Below are 15,779 nucleotides of genomic sequence, written 5' to 3' on the forward strand. Positions count from 1 at the left end.
ACAATAATTTTCATTTTTTTAACAAAAATTTTCTGCAATCACCAGATCCTCCGGCGTGGTGATCTTGATGTTAGAATAAGCCCCTTCCACCAGCTTTACTTTCTGTTCCGTCATGCGTTCCACAACCATTGCGTCATCCGTGATCACCGTTTCAAGCCCATTTTGCAACGCTTCCATAAGATCATCGTATGCCTTGCGGATCAACGGGTAAGCAAATACCTGCGGCGTCTGCACCTGCCAGACGAGCGAGCGGTCCGGCGTCTGCACGCCAAAGCCCTCTTTATCGCTGATCTTGATCGTATCCTTTACCGGCATTCCCACCACGCACGCGTGATATTCGCGGACTGCCTCCCGCGCGCGCAGCAAAATCTCCTGCGTCAGAAACGGCCGCGCCCCGTCGTGAATATAGACGAACGTACAGTCCTCTATCGCATGAAGCCCATTATAAACCGAATGATAGCGTTCCTTCCCGCCTGCAACAATTCTGTTTACTTTCTGAAACCCGTATTTCTCCACAATCTGTTCCCGGCAAAAGGCAATATCCCTTTCCCCGCTAACCAGCACGATCTCGTCAATAAACGGGCACTGTTCAAACGCCTGAAGAGAATACCAGATCACAGGCTTTTCCTTTATCATAAGATACTGCTTCGCCGTTTCGCAGTTCATCCGCTTTCCACGCCCTGCTGAAAGCACGATCGCCACATTCTTTTCCGTCATCTTACCGCTCCCCAAGCTTCAAATTCGGAACCGCGTTCAAATCAAGGCCGCTGCGTGTTCCATTGATATACTCATAATAAGCCGCAGCTCCAATCATAGCTGCATTGTCGGTGCATAAGATCGGCGACGGATAGTAGAATTGGATATGATTCTTCTCACACGCCTGCTGCATCGCCCCGCGCAGAGCGGAATTTGACGCCACTCCGCCCGCGATCGCCAGCTTATCAAAGCCGTATTCTTTTACCGCCATCATCGCATGCTCCACCAGCACCTCTACCACCGCCTTCTGAAAAGAAGCGGCGACATCCGCCTGACAGATTTCCTCCCCGCGCATCCGGCAGCCGTTCAGATAATTCAGCACTGCTGATTTCAGCCCGCTGAAGCTGAAATCATACGGTGCCTCCGCCACATGCGCTTTTGGGAATGCGATCGCGTCTGCATTTCCTTCTTTTGCCAGCTTATCGATCTTCGGTCCGCCCGGATAACCAAGTCCGATCGCGCGCGCCACCTTGTCAAACGCCTCTCCGGCGGCGTCGTCGCGCGTTCTTCCAAGGATACGGTACTTCCCGTAATCCTCCACGATCACAAGATGCGTATGACCGCCGGATACCACAAGACAGGGAAACGGCGGCTCCAATTCCTTATTTTCAATAAAATTAGCGGAGATATGCCCTTCAATATGATGCACACCCACCAGCGGCAGATTTTTTGCATAGCTGATCGCCTTCGCCTCGGCAACTCCCACCAGAAGCGCACCGACAAGCCCCGGTCCGTAGGTCACGCCGATCGCATCGAGATCATCCAGCGTAACGTGCGCGCTCTGGAGTGCCTCCTCAATCACCTGATTAATCTTTTCAATATGTTTGCGGGAGGCAATCTCCGGCACAACGCCCCCGTAAAGCTTATGCAGCTCGATCTGCGACGATATGATATTCGACAGCACCTCCCTGCCGTTCTTCACTACCGCCGCCGCCGTCTCGTCGCAGGAGCTTTCTATCGCAAGTATGAGAATATCCTTTTCCTCTTTCATGAAACCAACCTCTTATTCTTCCTCAAACAACAGCTCAACTGTCTTTCCGTCTTTTCCCGGGTACGTCGCCGGAAATATCTTGCGCGCAGTGTCCAAAAATTCCTCCGGTCTCGCAAGCGACGGGCTGTAGTGTGTAAGCCACATTTCCTTCACCTGTGCTTCCTTTGCAAGATGAGCCGCCTCTTTGAATGTCATATGCTTATACTCGATGGCCTTCTGCTCCTTGCCAGGTTCCCCGTACATCCCCTCGCAGATAAACAGATCGGCACCTGCCGCATGCTCCACAATGGATTTCGTCGGTCTGGTATCCGTACAATATGCGACCTTTAAGCCTTTTCTGTTTTTTCCAAGCACCATATCCGGCGTGAAGGTCCTGCCGTCTTCCGTCAGTGTCTCCCCCTTCTGCAGCCGGTTCCAGAACTTCATCGGGATCTCCTGTGCCTTTGCGCGCTCTACGTCGAATTTACCGGCGCGATCGATCTCCAGGCAGTACCCATAACACAGCACATTATGGTTCACACGGTAAGCCGTTATCCGGCAGCCGTTTATCTCAAAAGCCTCCTCCGGATGCGTTATCTCCTTAAATATAATCGAAAACGGCAGCTCCGGCGCAATGACGCGCAGCGCGTTTACCACCCGCTCCAGCCCCTTCGGGCCAATGAGCGTGAGCGGTTCCGTGCGCTCCGCATTTCCCATGCTGAGCAGAAGTCCCGGCAGCCCGCTGATATGATCGCCGTGATAATGCGTAAAGCAAATGACGTCTATCGGCTTAAAGCTCCAGCCCTTTTCCTTAATCGCAATCTGTGTTCCCTCTCCGCAGTCGATCAACATACTGCTTCCGTTGTACCGCACCATCAGCGAAGTCAGCCAGCGGTATGGCAGCGGCATCATCCCGCCGCATCCAAGCAAGCACACATCCAACATCTTTTACAGCATCTCCTTTAGCTCCGTCTCCGTAACCGGAATCTGAAACCGGCGAAGGAGCGCGTCCCAGCACGCCTCGCACAGATCAAATTCCTGCACTGTTCCATCTTTTTTTGAAAAATATCCCCAGGCTTTCTTCACAGAAGCAAAGTCCTCCATGGGCATGTCCTGTTTCTGTTCTATTTTTTTGCCGCACATATTGCAGCGGATTTCCATTTCGCTTTTCATCTGATATCCTCCTCTGATCTCTGCCGTTCTTTTGCCAGCATCCTTCAAAAGAATTATACCGGACGAGCCGCTTCTTTCCCATAGTGAATTGCTGTCAGCGCTTCCACATAATAACGGCATCCTCCGCCGGTTTTTCATAAAAATTCCTGCGGATTCCGCAATTTACAAAGCCCAGCTTTTCATAGAGTGCGATCGCGCCTGCATTGCTGCGCCGCACCTCCAGCGTAAACGCTGTGACGCCGCGCGCCGCGCCCCTTTTTATAAGCTCCGCCAGCATTGTCTCCGCCACGCCCCGGCGCCGACAGCTCTCCTTCACCGCCACGTTGGTAATATCCGCCTCGTCAAACGACTGCAGAAATCCGCAGTAGCCGGCAATCTTCCCGTCAAGCCGCGCCGTCAGATACAGCGTATCCTTCGACTGCAGGGATGCAGCAAACCCGTTTTCAGACCAGGGCTGCGAAAAAATACTTTTTTCAATCGCGGCGACCTCCGCCAGATCCTCCATCTGCATTCCGGCAATCTCAATCATGCGCTTTCTCCGCCTTCTTTTCCGCGCGCTCCCGCTCCGCCTGCGAGAGCCGCAGGTAATCCGGCTGATGCTCCGCCGCCGTCTGCAGTTTTCCCTGACGCGCATAGATCATTCCAAGAGCCGCCACCGCTCCCGCGCGCTGTTTGTTTAAGTGCGCCGGCGCATAGCTGTGTTTTACCGTCACGCACTGCTCCAGAAGGTCGCGGTACACCGGAACGCCATCGCCAAGGAAGATCACCTCCCGTCCCATCCGGTTCAGCTTCTGCGCAAGCTCCTCCACTCCCACAGCCATCTGTCCCTCCAGTGTCTGCATTTCCTCGCCATAAAACGCATAAATACCAGTGTACACCTGGTTTCTGCGTGCATCCATCAGCGGGCAGATCCGTTTGTCGGTGCCCCAGAGATTGTACGCAAGCGCCTCCACAGTCGGCACGGCAATCAGCGGCGTCCCAAGTGCAAGTCCAAGCCCCTTTGCTGTCGCCGAGCCAATGCGAAGCCCTGTAAACGAACCCGGCCCCGCTGCAACCGCGATCGCATCGATCGTCTTTAAATCAAGCTCCGTCATGCGGACGATCTCGTCCAGCATCGGCAGCAGCGTCTGCGAATGTGTTTTTTTATAGTTTACGGTATATTCCGCCAGAAGCCTGTCGTCCTCCACCACGGCCACGGACGCTACCAGCCCCGAGCTGTCAATTCCCAGAATTCTCATATGTTACCTCAATCCTCCGATAATCAAATCCCTTTTCCAGATCCTTTTCGATACGTATCCAGACCGTATTTTCCGGCATCAGCTCCCCGATCAGATCCGCCCATTCCACCAGGCAGACGCCCTCTCCGAAAAAGCAATCCTCATACCCGATCTCCTCCATCTCCTCGGGATCAGCGATACGGTAGACGTCAAAATGGTACAGTGGAAGCCTTCCCTCCTCATAGATCTGCACGATAGTGAAGGTAGGACTGCTCACCGGCTCTTCTATGCCAAGCCCCGCTGCCATTCCCTTTGTAAAGACCGTTTTTCCCGTTCCGAGATCGCCGAGCAGCGCAAAAATCTGCCCCGGCGCCGCCTGCTCTCCAAGCCGTCTGCCCGCGTCAAAGGTCTCCTGCTCACTCCATGTTTCCAGTATCATTTTACTCTCCAACCTTAATCTTCTCTGCTTTTACATGCTTCCTGATCAATCCAAGCACCACGGTAATCTGACTTCCCATGCTCTCCCGCGGCAGGATAGAGCAATAGCGCTTTCCCGTGTACAATAAGAGACTGTTCTTTGTCTCCTTCACACTTAAAATCTGCTCCCAGGTGATATGCGCCTCGTTCTCCTCCTGTGTGCTGGTGATTCCCTCGTCGCTTACCACGTAAGTAAGCGGCTTTTGAAATACCGGGCTTAGCTTTGCCTGCTTCGCCGCGCGAAAATACAGCATCACCGGCTGCAGCGGAAGCAGATACACCGTAAACAGCAGATAAACCGCCGTCATCGCCCCGGAAACATCCCCGAAGGTGACAATCGCAAGAATCAGCGTCCCGATGCCAAACAGAATACTAAAAATGCCGGAAAAGCTGTGGTACGTGTGGAAAAGCTGAAAATCAAATAAAATTTTCGGCGTCATTTTCACTTCAAATTCTGCACTCATACGCAATACCTCTTTTCAAACGAAAAAAACAGTATGTTATAACACGTAGCATTATAACACACTGTTTTCGCTCTTACAACCTTGATTTGCACAGGGTTTTGTGTCCCCTTGATTTGCACAGGGTTTTGTGTCTTTTACACCGTCTGTCCCTTGAGGATCGGACTGATGTATTTGTATAAAAGCAGCGTAACGACGGATACCGCGATGCCTTTGATGATATTAAACGGCGCCACTGCCAGGATCACAAAGGTACCGAGACCTGTGATCGCCGGATTCACCGCCGTGCCCATTCCCACCAACGCATCGATCGGCATTCCAAATGCCTTGCTGTACGCCGGAAGCAGCACATACGCATTGATAAAGCAGCCCGCGATCGTCATAAACAGGGTGCCCGCCGCCATACCGATGATCGCGTTCTTTTTGCTCTTCTTCCGCTTGTAGATGATTCCTGCCGGGACCACCAGCGCGCAGCCGATAAGATAATTGGCGATATCGCCCACAAATGCTGTATTAGTGCCCTTGATCACAAGCTTCAGCAGGTTTTTCACCAGCTCGATCAGCGCGCCCGCTACCGGTCCAAGCGCAAAGCTGCCGATCATCACCGGCACCTCGCTTAAATCAATCTCGTAGAAGCTCGGCGCAAACCAAAGCGGGAATTCAAACAGCTGCAAAATCATTGCTACTGCCCCCAGCATTGCGATCACGACCATGTTGCGAATGTTGCTCTTTGCGGCAGATGCCGCCACTGTGTTTGTGTTACTGCTCATGTTTCTTCCTCTCCTTTTCTTTTTTGCTTGATCCGGAAAGCTTCGAAAATATTTTCCGCAGAAGCCAAAAAATCCGGCAGAGCGCAGCCTGCTGCGGAATTTTGACTGCAGAAAAAACCCCGGATAAATTAATCCGGGGTAAATTTACGCACAGTAAAAACTATGTTCCATCTTCTCTCATCCAGACTATACTGTCGGTATTGGAATTGCACCAATTCAGCCGCCGAAGCGGGTCGCGGACTATACCGCCGGTAGGGAATCTCACCCTGCCCCGAAGATTTCCTTTTCAATTAGTGGTATTATAAACCCTTGCAGGATATTATGCAAGCATTTTTTCACGCCGCACGAAAAGGTGAAGATTGTAACACGAAAAGGTGTTTGAGGCTGACGTGAACGGTACCTAAAGCTTCATCGTAAGCTGTATCCGCTTTCGCGCAACATCCACGCTCAATACCTTTACCTCCACGATATCGCCGACGCTGACTGCCTCCAGCGGGTGTTTGATGAATTTTTTGTCGGTAATCTGGGAGATATGGACGAGTCCGTCCTGGTGGACGCCGATGTCCACGAACACGCCGAAGTCGATAACATTGCGCACGGTTCCTTTTAGGATCATGCCGGGCTTCAGGTCCTTCATGTCCAGTACGTCGGTGCGCAGGATCGGCTTTGGCATCTCGTCACGCGGGTCGCGTGCCGGCTTTTCCAGCTCCTTTACGATATCGCGCAGAGTGATCTCGCCGACACCAAGCTCCGCAGAAAGCTTTTTGTAGTCGCGCACCTTCTTCGAAAGACCGCCCAGTTTTCTCGCCGCGACGTCCTCCAGTGTATAACCAAGCTTTTCGAGGAGCTGCTGTGCCGCCGGGTATGTCTCCGGGTGCACGCTGGTGCCGTCCAGCGGATTTTTCCCACCGGATATGCGCAGGAAGCCCGCGCACTGCTCAAATGCCTTCGGACCGAGCTTGCCCACCTTTAAAAGCTGCTTCCGATCGGTAAATCTGCCATTTTCCTCACGGTACGCCACAATGTTTTTCGCGATCGTCTTCGTGATACCGGAAACGTATTCCAAAAGCGAGGCGGAGGCGGTATTCAGATCCACGCCCACCTTATTTACGCAATCCTCAACGACGCCCTCCAGCGTCTCGCCGAGCTTTTTCTGATTCATATCGTGCTGGTACTGTCCGACGCCGATGGACTTCGGGTCAATTTTTACCAGCTCCGCCAGCGGGTCCTGGACGCGCCTTGCGATGGACGCGGCGCTGCGCTGCCCGACATCAAAATTCGGAAATTCCTCCGTCGCCAGCTTGCTCGCAGAATAGACGGAGGCGCCCGCCTCGTTCGTGATCACATACTGTACCGGAACCGGTATCTCTTTTAAAAGCTCCACAATGATCTGCTCGGATTCGCGGGACGCCGTGCCGTTTCCAAGAGAGATCAGTGTGACATGATATTTGCTGATCAGACGCTTTAACGTATCCTTCGCCGCACGGATCTTCTGCTCGTTTGTCGGGGCGGTCGGGTAGATCACCGTCGTGTCAAGCACCTTCCCGGTGGCGTCGACTACCGCAAGCTTACAGCCCGTGCGGAACGCCGGGTCCCAGCCGAGCACAACCTGTCCGGCGATCGGCGGCTGCATCAGAAGCTGGGTGAGATTCTTTCCGAATACGGAGATCGCGCCATCCTCCGCCTTCTCCGTAAGCGCGCTGCGAACCTCGCGCTCGATCGCAGGCGCGATCAGACGCTTGTAGCTGTCTGCAACCGTCTCCTTCAAAACCGGCGTCGTCACCGGATTGTCGCGGGTGATGACCTTTTTCTCCAGGAAGCGCAGAATTTTCTCCTCCGGCGCCTCCAGCTTCACATTAAGAATCTTTTCCTTTTCACCGCGATTGATCGCGAGAATGCGGTGTCCGGCAAGCTTTGGCACCGGTTCCGAAAACTGATAATACATCTCGTAAACCGACTCCACGCCTTCTTCCTTCGCGGACGCCGTCAAAAGCCCTTCTTTTTCTGTCATCTCACGGATGCGGATGCGATAATCGGCTTCATCGGAGATGTTTTCAGCGATGATATCCATCGCGCCCTGCACCGCTTCCTCTGCCGTATTTACTTCCTTTTCCGGATCGATAAACGGCTGTGCCTCCTGCTCCAGCGTCTTTGCCGTCCGCTGCAGCAGCAGAATATTCGCAAGTCCTTCCAGTCCCTTTTCCTTCGCAATCGTCGCGCGCGTGCGCCGCTTCGGGCGGTACGGACGGTACAGATCGTCCACCACCACCAGCGTCTCCGCCGCCAGAATCTGCTTTTTCAATTCCTCCGTAAGCTTTCCCTGCTCCTCAATACTGGAGAGCACCTGTTCCTTTTTCTCCTCCAGATTGCGCAGATAGGTGAGGCGTTCAAATAATTTGCGGAGCTGCTCATCGTCCAGCGTGCCGGTCGCCTCTTTCCGGTAACGGGCGATAAAGGGGATCGTGTTTCCCTCATCGATCAGTTTTACCGCCGCCTCTGTCTGCCAGACGGCGACGCCAAGCTCCTCCGCAAGTTTTTTATTGATATCCATGCGTTTCTAAACTCCTGCTGTTTTGTCAGTTGGCACCCAGAAGATACTGCATCATCTCGTGCCCTTTTGCCATATAATTTCCGCTCGCCTTCGCTTCCCGCTCGTTGTATTTCCAGGATTCCCGCCGCGGCGCCGTGCTGTCAAAAAGCAGATACGGAACCGGATCGGAGGTGTGCGTGCGCACACGGATCGGCGTCGGATGATCCGGAAGTACCAGCAGCCGGAACGCCTCCCCGGACGCCATCATCTGCTCGTAAACCGGTTTTACCACCTGCTCATCCAGATACTCGATGGACTGGATCTTACGCTCCACACTTCCCTGGTGCCCCATCTCATCCGGCGCCTCCACATGGATGTAAGCAAAATCATAGCCGTCCTTCAGCACCGCGTCCACCGCCGCCTGTGCTTTGCCCAGATAATTTGTGTGCAGGCCGCCGTTCGCGCCCTCCACGGAAATATTTTTCATACCTGCGCCGACCGCGATACCCTTTAAAAGATCGACTGCGGAGATCATCACGCCTTTTTTATGATATTTTTCTTCAAATGAGGTAAGGGCAGGCTTTGTGCCGGCACCCCAGAACCAGCAGCTGTTTGCCGGGTTCAGCCCCCGTTTTTTGCGTTCCACATTGATCGGATGGTCTGCCAGGATATCATAGCTCTTCTTCTGCATTTCGCGAAGAACCACATCCTGCGGCAGGTATTCCCCGATGCGCTGCGTCAGGATATCGTGCGGCTGTGAAAGCGGGACCACCGCGCCGTTTTCCCAGATCAGACAGTGACGGTAGCTGGTGCCGACATAAAAATGATAGCCGTCCCTCTCCAGCTCCTGCTGCACCGCATGCAGCAGCACCGCCGCGTCCTCCGTAGAAATCTCCCCGGAGCTGTGGTCGATCATGATTTTCTCCTCGTAAGGCTCCTCCTCGGACAGCGTGACGATATTGCAGCGAAGCGCAACATCCGTGTCCTTCATCGGCACCCCGATACTGAGTGCCTCCAGCGGAGAACGCCCGGAATAATAAATCTTCGGGTCATATCCCATCACGGAGAGGTTTGCCGTGTCACTTCCCGGCTTCATTCCCTCCGGGATCGTATGCAGAAGTCCGATCTCCGACTGCACGGCAAGCGCATCCATAGCCGGCGTCTTTGCATATTCCAGCGGTGTCTTTCCCTCCAGGGCGTCGATCGGCTCATCCGCCATGCCGTCACCCAAAACTACGATATATTTCATACGATTCCTCTTCTTTCCTGTATTCTCTTTGACCAGATCCAAAGGATCTTCTTTATATAGCCGTCCGCAGTTTTCCGCGCTTACATGTGGCGGATACGGATGCGGTTGATCACGCTGCCAAGTCGCTCTGCCCTCGCCGCATATTCCGCCTCCGTCATAACACTGGTCGTAAAGCCAAATTCTTCTCTCAGATCCGGAAGCTGTATAAACTGTACGCTTCCGAAAATTTCCTCCACACGTGCGCGCTCCGTCTCCAGTTTTCCTTCCGCGCGCACAAAGAAACGCCGCTGGGAATTGCTGATATCGGTCAGCTCCAGCTTGCGGCTGCTCCAGAACGCCATAATGCTGCGGTGCAGATGCTTTGCCTCGTCGATGACGTCGGAGACAACGGCGCTCGCCGTCGGCAGCTTGCCTGCCCCGCGCCCGTAAAACATTGCGTCGCCAAGAACATTCCCATGCACAAAAATTGCATTAAACACGCCGTTTACGCTGTACAGCGGATCATCGGGATCCACCAGCGCCGGGGCAACCATCGCGTAAAAGCTCTCACCGACCTTTTTGCTGAAGCCCAGCAGCTTGATCGCCTTGCCCATCTCTTTTGCATATCGGAAATCCATCGCCGTGATATTCGTGATTCCCTCGGTATAAATATCTTCAAAATCTACCTGACGTCCAAATGCAAGCGAGGAAAGGATCGCGATTTTGCGGCAGGCATCGTACCCTTCCACATCCGCCGCCGGGTTGCGCTCCGCATAGCCCTTCTCCTGCGCCTCCTTCAGCACATCGGCATACTCGCGCCCCTCAGTCGCCATCTTGGTCAGCATATAGTTTGTCGTTCCGTTTAAGATCCCGGCGATCTCGTCGATCTCATCTGCCGTCAGCGAAGAATTTAAGGGACGGATGATCGGGATGCCGCCTCCGCAGCTCGCCTCAAACAAATAGTTGATATTCCGCTCCTTCGCCATCTCCAGAAGCTCCGCGCCATGCTTCGCCACCAGCTCCTTGTTGGATGTGCAGACGCTCTTGCCGGCAAGCAGCGACTGCTTTGTAAAGGTATATGCCGGCTCCAGACCGCCCATTACCTCCACCACGATTTTGATTTCCGGATCATTCAAAATGATATTAAAGTCGTGTACGATCTTTTCCTGGATCGGGTCGCCCTCAAAGTCGCGCAGATCCAGCACGTACTTGATGTTGATCTCCTCCCCGGCTTTTTTGTTGATACTGCTGTGGTTCGTGTTGATAACCTCCACGACGCCAGAGCCCACGGTGCCGTATCCCAGTACTGCAATGTTGATCATAATGTCCTCCTCCTGATTTTTGTTTATTCCCGGCCGAGAATCTTCAGATAATGGATGCCCGGCAGATTTTCTATTTTCGCAAACATTTCCATGGTGTCCCCCGTGATCGGCAGAATATCAATGCCCAGCGTGAGCGAGGCAATGCCATTGATGGGGATGGTCTGATGGATGGTCAGAACGTTTGCCTTAAAGCCCGCAATAATATTTAAAACCTCCGACAGCAGCCCCGGCTCGTCATCCATCTGAAGAATAAAGGTGATATTCTTCCCCTTGGTGTTTTCGTGAAACGGGAAAATATCGTCCTTGTATTTATAAAACGAGCTGCGGCTGATGCCCACAGCCTCCGCCGCATCCTGCACGGTAGCTGCGCGCTCCGACTCCAGCAGGCGCTTCGCCTCTACCACCTTCAGAAGCACCTCCGGAACCGCCCTTTCCTTTACCACGTAATACTGATGCTGTACCATAACGCCTCCTTTGCCCTTCTTCTGCTGTCCGTCTTAAAAGCTCCTTCCGTGTCCGCCGCCGAAGGTTCCTCCTCCGCCGGAGGTATGTGTGGAGCTGCGCCCGGCGGAAGAGCCGCCCGAACCGCCATCCGGCGGCGGATCTCTCGGGATCCGTCTGTGCGTCACAAACTGGTTGACCAGACGGTCCTCCTTTCCCGTTATGCGGATATCGGCATTCTGCCCGATGGAATACTCATATTGTTCGACCCTGCGGTATCTCCGATACAGAAAGAAGCAGGCAAAGGAAGCGCAAAGCACAGCGATCCCCGCCGCAAGCAGCCAGTCACTTAAGGAAATGCTGCGATGACGCACGATCCGCCCTGTTTCTGTGTCGTATGTATACTGATTATCCGGGATGCCCTTTTTCATATAGGCAGCCGTCTGCTCAAGCATAGCGATCATCGCCTCGCCGTAATCGCCCTCCGACGCATACTCATAGCCAGCGTCATAAATGCGCTCTTCGCGCGCGTCGGTGATATAGAGGATCATCTCCCCGTTCGTCACCAGGTTCAGCTCACGGTTGTCGAGATCAATGAGGAGCACGATCCCGCCTCTTTTTCCGTTGGAATCATACCCGCCGCTCTCATAAAAATATTCCGCCGCATCACGTGAGGAGCGCCCATTCGCATCGTCTAACGTGAGCATCAGAAAATTCATATCGTATGTCTCCTCCAGTTCCTCCGCCAGCTCAGAGAGCCGGTTTGTCTCTGAAGTGGAAAACAGATCCGCAATATCAAAGACATGCTCGGATGCCTGCGCACAAACGGCGCTGCCCGCAAACAGCAGACACACGACGGCAAGCAGGCAGAAACGCTGCAGCGCACGAAGCCTTTCCGTATATTTATCGTATGTAACCGTCCGTCTCTCTACCATAAGAAGTACCCTCCCATCAGCAGAAGCAGAAACAGCGGCAGGAAAATGCCGAGAAACAGCATCGCCATGCGCCCCTTATCAAGCGGAAGCACACCGCAGACCTTTCGCGTCTGTCCGTTCATCGCATAATAATAAAGCTTTCCGTCCGCTCCCTTATAGGTCAGCACCCACACCGGCAAAAGCAGATATTTCCAGCTTTCCTCTCGCATTCTGACGTTTGTGTCGCGCGTCCGCGTCGTCATATAGCCGGACACGCTGGCGCGCATCATCTTTTCCGCATAATCCCGGACCTCTCCTTTGAGTCCCTCCGACAGCTCCGACTTTTCAATATCGCGCTTTTCCGCAAGAAAACCGGACAGATAGCCCATCGAAAACTTCTTCGCCTCTTCTATCCGAAACGGCTGCACCGCCTCCACAAGCTGCCTGTTTTCCTTATTGAGCGCGTCGCGCGTCAGATTTCGGAAATCAAGCTCTGCGGTCCGCTCCACATCAAAAACCTTCGTCTCCGTGTACTCCAGATCGCCCATCCGCCAGACGCGCACCTGATCCCCATTTCCATTCCACTGCCCCTTTGCCGAGCAGGAATAGACCCAGAACGGGAAATAGACGCCGCTGATCTTCTCGATCTGCTCCTTGCAGAAGAAATCCCGCGGGACAAATTTTTTGCTGCGGACATATTTTAAAAAGCTGTCCACTGCCTCCTTTTTGTCCACCGCAAAGGGAATCACAAGATCTGGCTCGTACTCTCCTGAGAGCTTCCCCTGCAGCACGACCGGATTGTGGCAGTAATAGCAGAAGGTCGCCGCCGTCGTGGCGTCCGTGACGATTTCCGCGCCGCAGCTTGGGCAGGCATATACGACTGCTCCCTGCTCCTCGCCGCTGCCCTGCGAAGCCTCCTGCGCACGCTGCCTGGAATGCATATGCGGCGCTTCGTTTTTTTCCCTGGATGCCTGCGGATTTGCCGCCTCTAACTCCTCCTGGGAGAAAAGGGAGATACAGTATTCACATTTATATTTCTGCGACGACGAATCAAAGCGCAGATCGCCGCCGCAGTTTGGACACTTATAACTGATCGCAGACATAGGCTATGCACGCGGCTTTCCGCACTGGCTGCAGAAGTTTCCGTTGTTCACGGCTCCGCAGGAACAGGTCCACGCGCCTGCCTGCGGCGCAGGTCTGCCGCAATTTGAGCAGAATCTGCCGGTATTCGCCGCCCCGCAGGAGCAGGTCCATGCCGCGCCGCCTGGCATCTGCGCATTTTGCTGCATCTGCTGCATATTCGCCTGGGACGCCTGACCGACGAAGCCGCCCGCCGCGTTCATTCCCATGCCCATTCCCATAAACCCGGCAGCGGCGCCGTTCGGGTTGGAACCGGCCGCCTGCATACCGGCGGCGACCGCCGACTGCACATAGCCCTGGCGGATATTGGGATCGCCCATCATCGCGCCCTGATTGCGCATGTTGATGAGCCGCTGGGATTCCTCGTCGTAGGAAATGCTGGCAATGCCGACCGCCTGGATCTGCATTCCGCGCGTTTTGGTCCAGCTTTCATCGAGGACGTCCGCCATATATCTTCCAAGCTCGGAAGCCTTCGAGGAGACATAGGAAATACGGATGCCCTCCGCCGACATCCGGTTGATCGCCGTCTGCAGCGCCTCTAAAAATTCAGCGAGATACTGGGCATTGATATCCTCGATCTGCACCTGACGGGCATTCCTCGGAACCGCCTCCGCATAGAATTTCAGCGGGTCGGTAATTTTTATGGAATAAGTGCCGTGCGCGCGCAGAAACAGCTCGGCATTGTAGAAGCTGTCGAAATAATTGACCGCATTGCGCGTGCCGAATTTGATTCCCTTGATTTCCTGCAGATTAATGTAGTAAACCTTTTGCGCCACCGGCGTCGTGCCGCCGTATTTCAGACGCGCGAAGGATTCCTGCAGGGCATCGTCAAACTGTCCGTTGAACATGGACGGCAGCGAAGAATTATTTACCGTATAATATCCCGGCTCCGCTGTGTAATCGATGATCCTGCCGCCGTCCGTCAGGATCATAAACTGATTATCGTAAACGTGAATCACAGAGCCGTCGGAAATGGTGTCCGGCGTTCCCCGGCGGTTGCTGCCGCGGCGCACCATCACGCCCTGGGTAAGTACGGTGCCTTCCCCCATCTCACCCGGCTCAACGACCTCCAGGAACTGATCGTTCACCGCTGAATTGATGGTGTTTTTTACTGTACCGATCGCCGTTCTGATAATTCCCATATTATACCTCCTCCTGTTTTGTTCCGAGCGCGATCCATTTCAGATACGCATTGATAAACAAATCAATATTTCCATCCATTACGCTGTCCACGTTTCCGGATTCCGCATTGGTGCGGTGATCCTTCACCATCGTGTAGGGCTGCATAACGTAGGAGCGGATCTGGTTGCCCCAGCCGATCTCCTTCACCTCTCCGCGGATGCCGGAAACCTTCTCCGCGTTCTCCTGCTGCTTTAAAAGATAAAGCTTCGCTTTGAGCATCTGCATCGCCTTATCCTTATTCTGAAACTGTGAGCGCTCATTCTGGCACTGCACCACGATATTCGTGGGCAGATGCGTGATACGGATCGCCGAGGATGTCTTGTTGATATGCTGTCCGCCGGCGCCGCTGGAGCGGTAGGTGTCGATGCGCAGATCCTCGTCGCGGATCTCAATGTCAAGATCCTCCTCAATATCCGGCATGACATCGCAGGACACAAACGAGGTCTGCCGCTTACCCGCCGCGTTGAACGGCGAGATCCGTACCAGGCGGTGTACGCCCTTCTCGGATTTCAGGTAACCGTAGGCATTTTCCCCGCGCACCTCGAAGGTGACGGATTTAATGCCAGCCTCCTCCCCGTCCAGATAGTCGAGCACCTCCACGCTGTAGCCCTTTTTGTCCGCCCAGCGCGTGTACATGCGATAGAGCATTCCCGCCCAGTCGCAGGACTCGGTACCGCCCGCGCCCGCGTGAAGCGTCACGATCGCATCGTCCCTGTCGTACTCCCCGGACAGCAGCGTGCGGATACGGATATCGTCAAATGTCGTGATAAAGGAATCCAGCGTCTCCTGGATCTCCGGGATCAGCGAGGCGTCGTTTTCCTCATTCGCCATCTCGATCAGCGTCTCAATCTCCTCATACTGCTCCTGCAGCACGGCGTAGGTCTCCACGTCGTCCTTGAGCGACTTTAATGTTTTCATAGATTCCTGCGAACTTTCCGGATCGTCCCAGAAATCGGGCTCCTCCATCTTCCGCTCTAATTCTTCGATCCTCTTCTCCTTGTTAGCGAGGTCAAAGTGAATCCCTCACTTCCAGCAATGGTTTTTCGTATGTTCCGAGCGTATAGCGGAACTGATCTAATTCGACCACACTGTCACCTTCTTTCTATAAAAGTATGTGCATTCTTTTAAAGCAAGCGCCAGGCTTCCGCTGTACTTCCCATAGCTTTCCGGGGGAATACCTGCGAAGATACCTGGCGTC

General features: G+C 54.0%; 17 protein-coding genes and 1 riboswitch. All 17 genes read right to left on the reverse strand.

Going from position 1 to position 15,779, the window contains the following annotated elements; genetic code table 11:
* Window positions 1-18: 18 nt before the first annotated feature.
* The 17 genes from ispD to prfB all read right to left on the reverse strand — a co-directional run bounded on the left by ispD (window position 19) and on the right by prfB (window position 15,668).
* Entirely contained in the window at window positions 19-717 is a 699-nt protein-coding gene (ispD, locus tag ACLU9Q_RS00005; RefSeq protein WP_412624475.1) for a 2-C-methyl-D-erythritol 4-phosphate cytidylyltransferase, read from the reverse strand.
* Window position 718: 1 nt separating this feature from the next.
* Complete coding sequence (gene tsaD, locus ACLU9Q_RS00010; RefSeq protein WP_412624476.1) at window positions 719-1,747, reverse strand: tRNA (adenosine(37)-N6)-threonylcarbamoyltransferase complex transferase subunit TsaD; 1,029 nt, start codon at window positions 1,745-1,747, stop codon at window positions 719-721.
* 12 nt (window positions 1,748-1,759) lie between these two features.
* Window positions 1,760-2,671: a ribonuclease Z gene (locus ACLU9Q_RS00015; protein ID WP_296838597.1), complete on the reverse strand. Its 912-nt coding sequence runs from the start codon at window positions 2,669-2,671 to the stop codon at window positions 1,760-1,762.
* Between the two features lie 3 nt (window positions 2,672-2,674).
* On the reverse strand, window positions 2,675-2,899 hold the full coding sequence (locus tag ACLU9Q_RS00020) for a hypothetical protein (RefSeq protein WP_302592887.1): 225 nt from the start codon (window positions 2,897-2,899) through the stop codon (window positions 2,675-2,677).
* Window positions 2,900-2,993: 94 nt separating this feature from the next.
* Window positions 2,994-3,428 carry a ribosomal protein S18-alanine N-acetyltransferase gene (gene rimI / locus ACLU9Q_RS00025; RefSeq protein ID WP_302592886.1) on the reverse strand — a complete coding sequence of 145 codons (435 nt, stop codon included), beginning with the start codon at window positions 3,426-3,428 and terminating at the stop codon, window positions 2,994-2,996.
* Window positions 3,421-4,137 carry a tRNA (adenosine(37)-N6)-threonylcarbamoyltransferase complex dimerization subunit type 1 TsaB gene (tsaB, locus tag ACLU9Q_RS00030; protein ID WP_302592885.1) on the reverse strand — a complete coding sequence of 239 codons (717 nt, stop codon included), beginning with the start codon at window positions 4,135-4,137 and terminating at the stop codon, window positions 3,421-3,423. Before tsaB ends, rimI begins: the two co-directional genes overlap by 8 nt.
* Entirely contained in the window at window positions 4,118-4,555 is a 438-nt protein-coding gene (gene tsaE, locus ACLU9Q_RS00035) for a tRNA (adenosine(37)-N6)-threonylcarbamoyltransferase complex ATPase subunit type 1 TsaE (RefSeq protein ID WP_296838612.1), read from the reverse strand. The genes tsaB and tsaE overlap by 20 nt, the downstream gene beginning before the upstream one ends.
* Before the next feature lies 1 nt (window position 4,556).
* A complete protein-coding gene (locus tag ACLU9Q_RS00040; RefSeq protein ID WP_302592884.1) occupies window positions 4,557-5,057 on the reverse strand; it encodes a YcxB family protein in 501 nt (166 codons plus the stop codon).
* Between the two features lie 134 nt (window positions 5,058-5,191).
* Window positions 5,192-5,824, reverse strand: a complete 633-nt coding sequence (locus ACLU9Q_RS00045; protein WP_302592883.1) for an ECF transporter S component — start codon at window positions 5,822-5,824, stop codon at window positions 5,192-5,194.
* 165 nt (window positions 5,825-5,989) lie between these two features.
* Window positions 5,990-6,107, reverse strand: a riboswitch (FMN riboswitch).
* A 117-nt stretch (window positions 6,108-6,224) separates the two neighbouring features.
* On the reverse strand, window positions 6,225-8,375 hold the full coding sequence (locus ACLU9Q_RS00050) for a Tex family protein (protein ID WP_302592882.1): 2,151 nt from the start codon (window positions 8,373-8,375) through the stop codon (window positions 6,225-6,227).
* A 25-nt stretch (window positions 8,376-8,400) separates the two neighbouring features.
* Entirely contained in the window at window positions 8,401-9,603 is a 1,203-nt protein-coding gene (locus ACLU9Q_RS00055; protein WP_302592881.1) for a cofactor-independent phosphoglycerate mutase, read from the reverse strand.
* 80 nt (window positions 9,604-9,683) lie between these two features.
* Window positions 9,684-10,904 carry a homoserine dehydrogenase gene (locus ACLU9Q_RS00060; RefSeq protein WP_412624479.1) on the reverse strand — a complete coding sequence of 407 codons (1,221 nt, stop codon included), beginning with the start codon at window positions 10,902-10,904 and terminating at the stop codon, window positions 9,684-9,686.
* Window positions 10,905-10,927: 23 nt separating this feature from the next.
* On the reverse strand, window positions 10,928-11,368 hold the full coding sequence (locus tag ACLU9Q_RS00065) for an ACT domain-containing protein (RefSeq protein ID WP_296838649.1): 441 nt from the start codon (window positions 11,366-11,368) through the stop codon (window positions 10,928-10,930).
* Between the two features lie 33 nt (window positions 11,369-11,401).
* Window positions 11,402-12,280, reverse strand: a complete 879-nt coding sequence (locus tag ACLU9Q_RS00070) for a TPM domain-containing protein (RefSeq protein ID WP_412624481.1) — start codon at window positions 12,278-12,280, stop codon at window positions 11,402-11,404.
* Entirely contained in the window at window positions 12,274-13,362 is a 1,089-nt protein-coding gene (locus ACLU9Q_RS00075; protein WP_302592876.1) for a TFIIB-type zinc ribbon-containing protein, read from the reverse strand. Before ACLU9Q_RS00075 ends, ACLU9Q_RS00070 begins: the two co-directional genes overlap by 7 nt.
* A gap of 3 nt (window positions 13,363-13,365) precedes the next feature.
* Window positions 13,366-14,541 carry an SPFH domain-containing protein gene (locus tag ACLU9Q_RS00080; RefSeq protein ID WP_302592875.1) on the reverse strand — a complete coding sequence of 392 codons (1,176 nt, stop codon included), beginning with the start codon at window positions 14,539-14,541 and terminating at the stop codon, window positions 13,366-13,368.
* Window position 14,542: 1 nt separating this feature from the next.
* Window positions 14,543-15,668 (reverse strand): peptide chain release factor 2 gene (prfB, locus tag ACLU9Q_RS00085; RefSeq protein ID WP_296839118.1). Its coding sequence is split into 2 segments (ribosomal slippage): window positions 14,543-15,592 and window positions 15,594-15,668, totalling 1,125 coding nucleotides; the frame shifts between segments, so codons are not numbered across the junction.
* Between the last annotated feature and the right edge of the window lie 111 nt (window positions 15,669-15,779).

It is taken from the genome of Marvinbryantia sp., assembly GCF_047017445.1.
GTDB lineage: Bacteria > Bacillota > Clostridia > Lachnospirales > Lachnospiraceae > Marvinbryantia.

Bases quoted from the DNA above. Each gene is read 5' to 3' on its own strand.
- ispD (WP_412624475.1), bottom strand. From the start codon at position 717: ATGACGGAAAAGAATGTGGCGATCGTGCTTTCAGCAGGGCGTGGAAAG.
- tsaD (WP_412624476.1), bottom strand. From the start codon at position 1,747: ATGAAAGAGGAAAAGGATATTCTCATACTTGCGATAGAAAGCTCCTGC.
- ACLU9Q_RS00015 (WP_296838597.1), bottom strand. From the start codon at position 2,671: ATGTTGGATGTGTGCTTGCTTGGATGCGGCGGGATGATGCCGCTGCCA.
- ACLU9Q_RS00020 (WP_302592887.1), bottom strand. From the start codon at position 2,899: ATGAAAAGCGAAATGGAAATCCGCTGCAATATGTGCGGCAAAAAAATA.
- rimI (WP_302592886.1), bottom strand. From the start codon at position 3,428: ATGATTGAGATTGCCGGAATGCAGATGGAGGATCTGGCGGAGGTCGCC.
- tsaB (WP_302592885.1), bottom strand. From the start codon at position 4,137: ATGAGAATTCTGGGAATTGACAGCTCGGGGCTGGTAGCGTCCGTGGCC.
- tsaE (WP_296838612.1), bottom strand. From the start codon at position 4,555: ATGATACTGGAAACATGGAGTGAGCAGGAGACCTTTGACGCGGGCAGA.
- ACLU9Q_RS00040 (WP_302592884.1), bottom strand. From the start codon at position 5,057: ATGAGTGCAGAATTTGAAGTGAAAATGACGCCGAAAATTTTATTTGAT.
- ACLU9Q_RS00045 (WP_302592883.1), bottom strand. From the start codon at position 5,824: ATGAGCAGTAACACAAACACAGTGGCGGCATCTGCCGCAAAGAGCAAC.
- ACLU9Q_RS00050 (WP_302592882.1), bottom strand. From the start codon at position 8,375: ATGGATATCAATAAAAAACTTGCGGAGGAGCTTGGCGTCGCCGTCTGG.
- ACLU9Q_RS00055 (WP_302592881.1), bottom strand. From the start codon at position 9,603: ATGAAATATATCGTAGTTTTGGGTGACGGCATGGCGGATGAGCCGATC.
- ACLU9Q_RS00060 (WP_412624479.1), bottom strand. From the start codon at position 10,904: ATGATCAACATTGCAGTACTGGGATACGGCACCGTGGGCTCTGGCGTC.
- ACLU9Q_RS00065 (WP_296838649.1), bottom strand. From the start codon at position 11,368: ATGGTACAGCATCAGTATTACGTGGTAAAGGAAAGGGCGGTTCCGGAG.
- ACLU9Q_RS00070 (WP_412624481.1), bottom strand. From the start codon at position 12,280: ATGGTAGAGAGACGGACGGTTACATACGATAAATATACGGAAAGGCTT.
- ACLU9Q_RS00075 (WP_302592876.1), bottom strand. From the start codon at position 13,362: ATGTCTGCGATCAGTTATAAGTGTCCAAACTGCGGCGGCGATCTGCGC.
- ACLU9Q_RS00080 (WP_302592875.1), bottom strand. From the start codon at position 14,541: ATGGGAATTATCAGAACGGCGATCGGTACAGTAAAAAACACCATCAAT.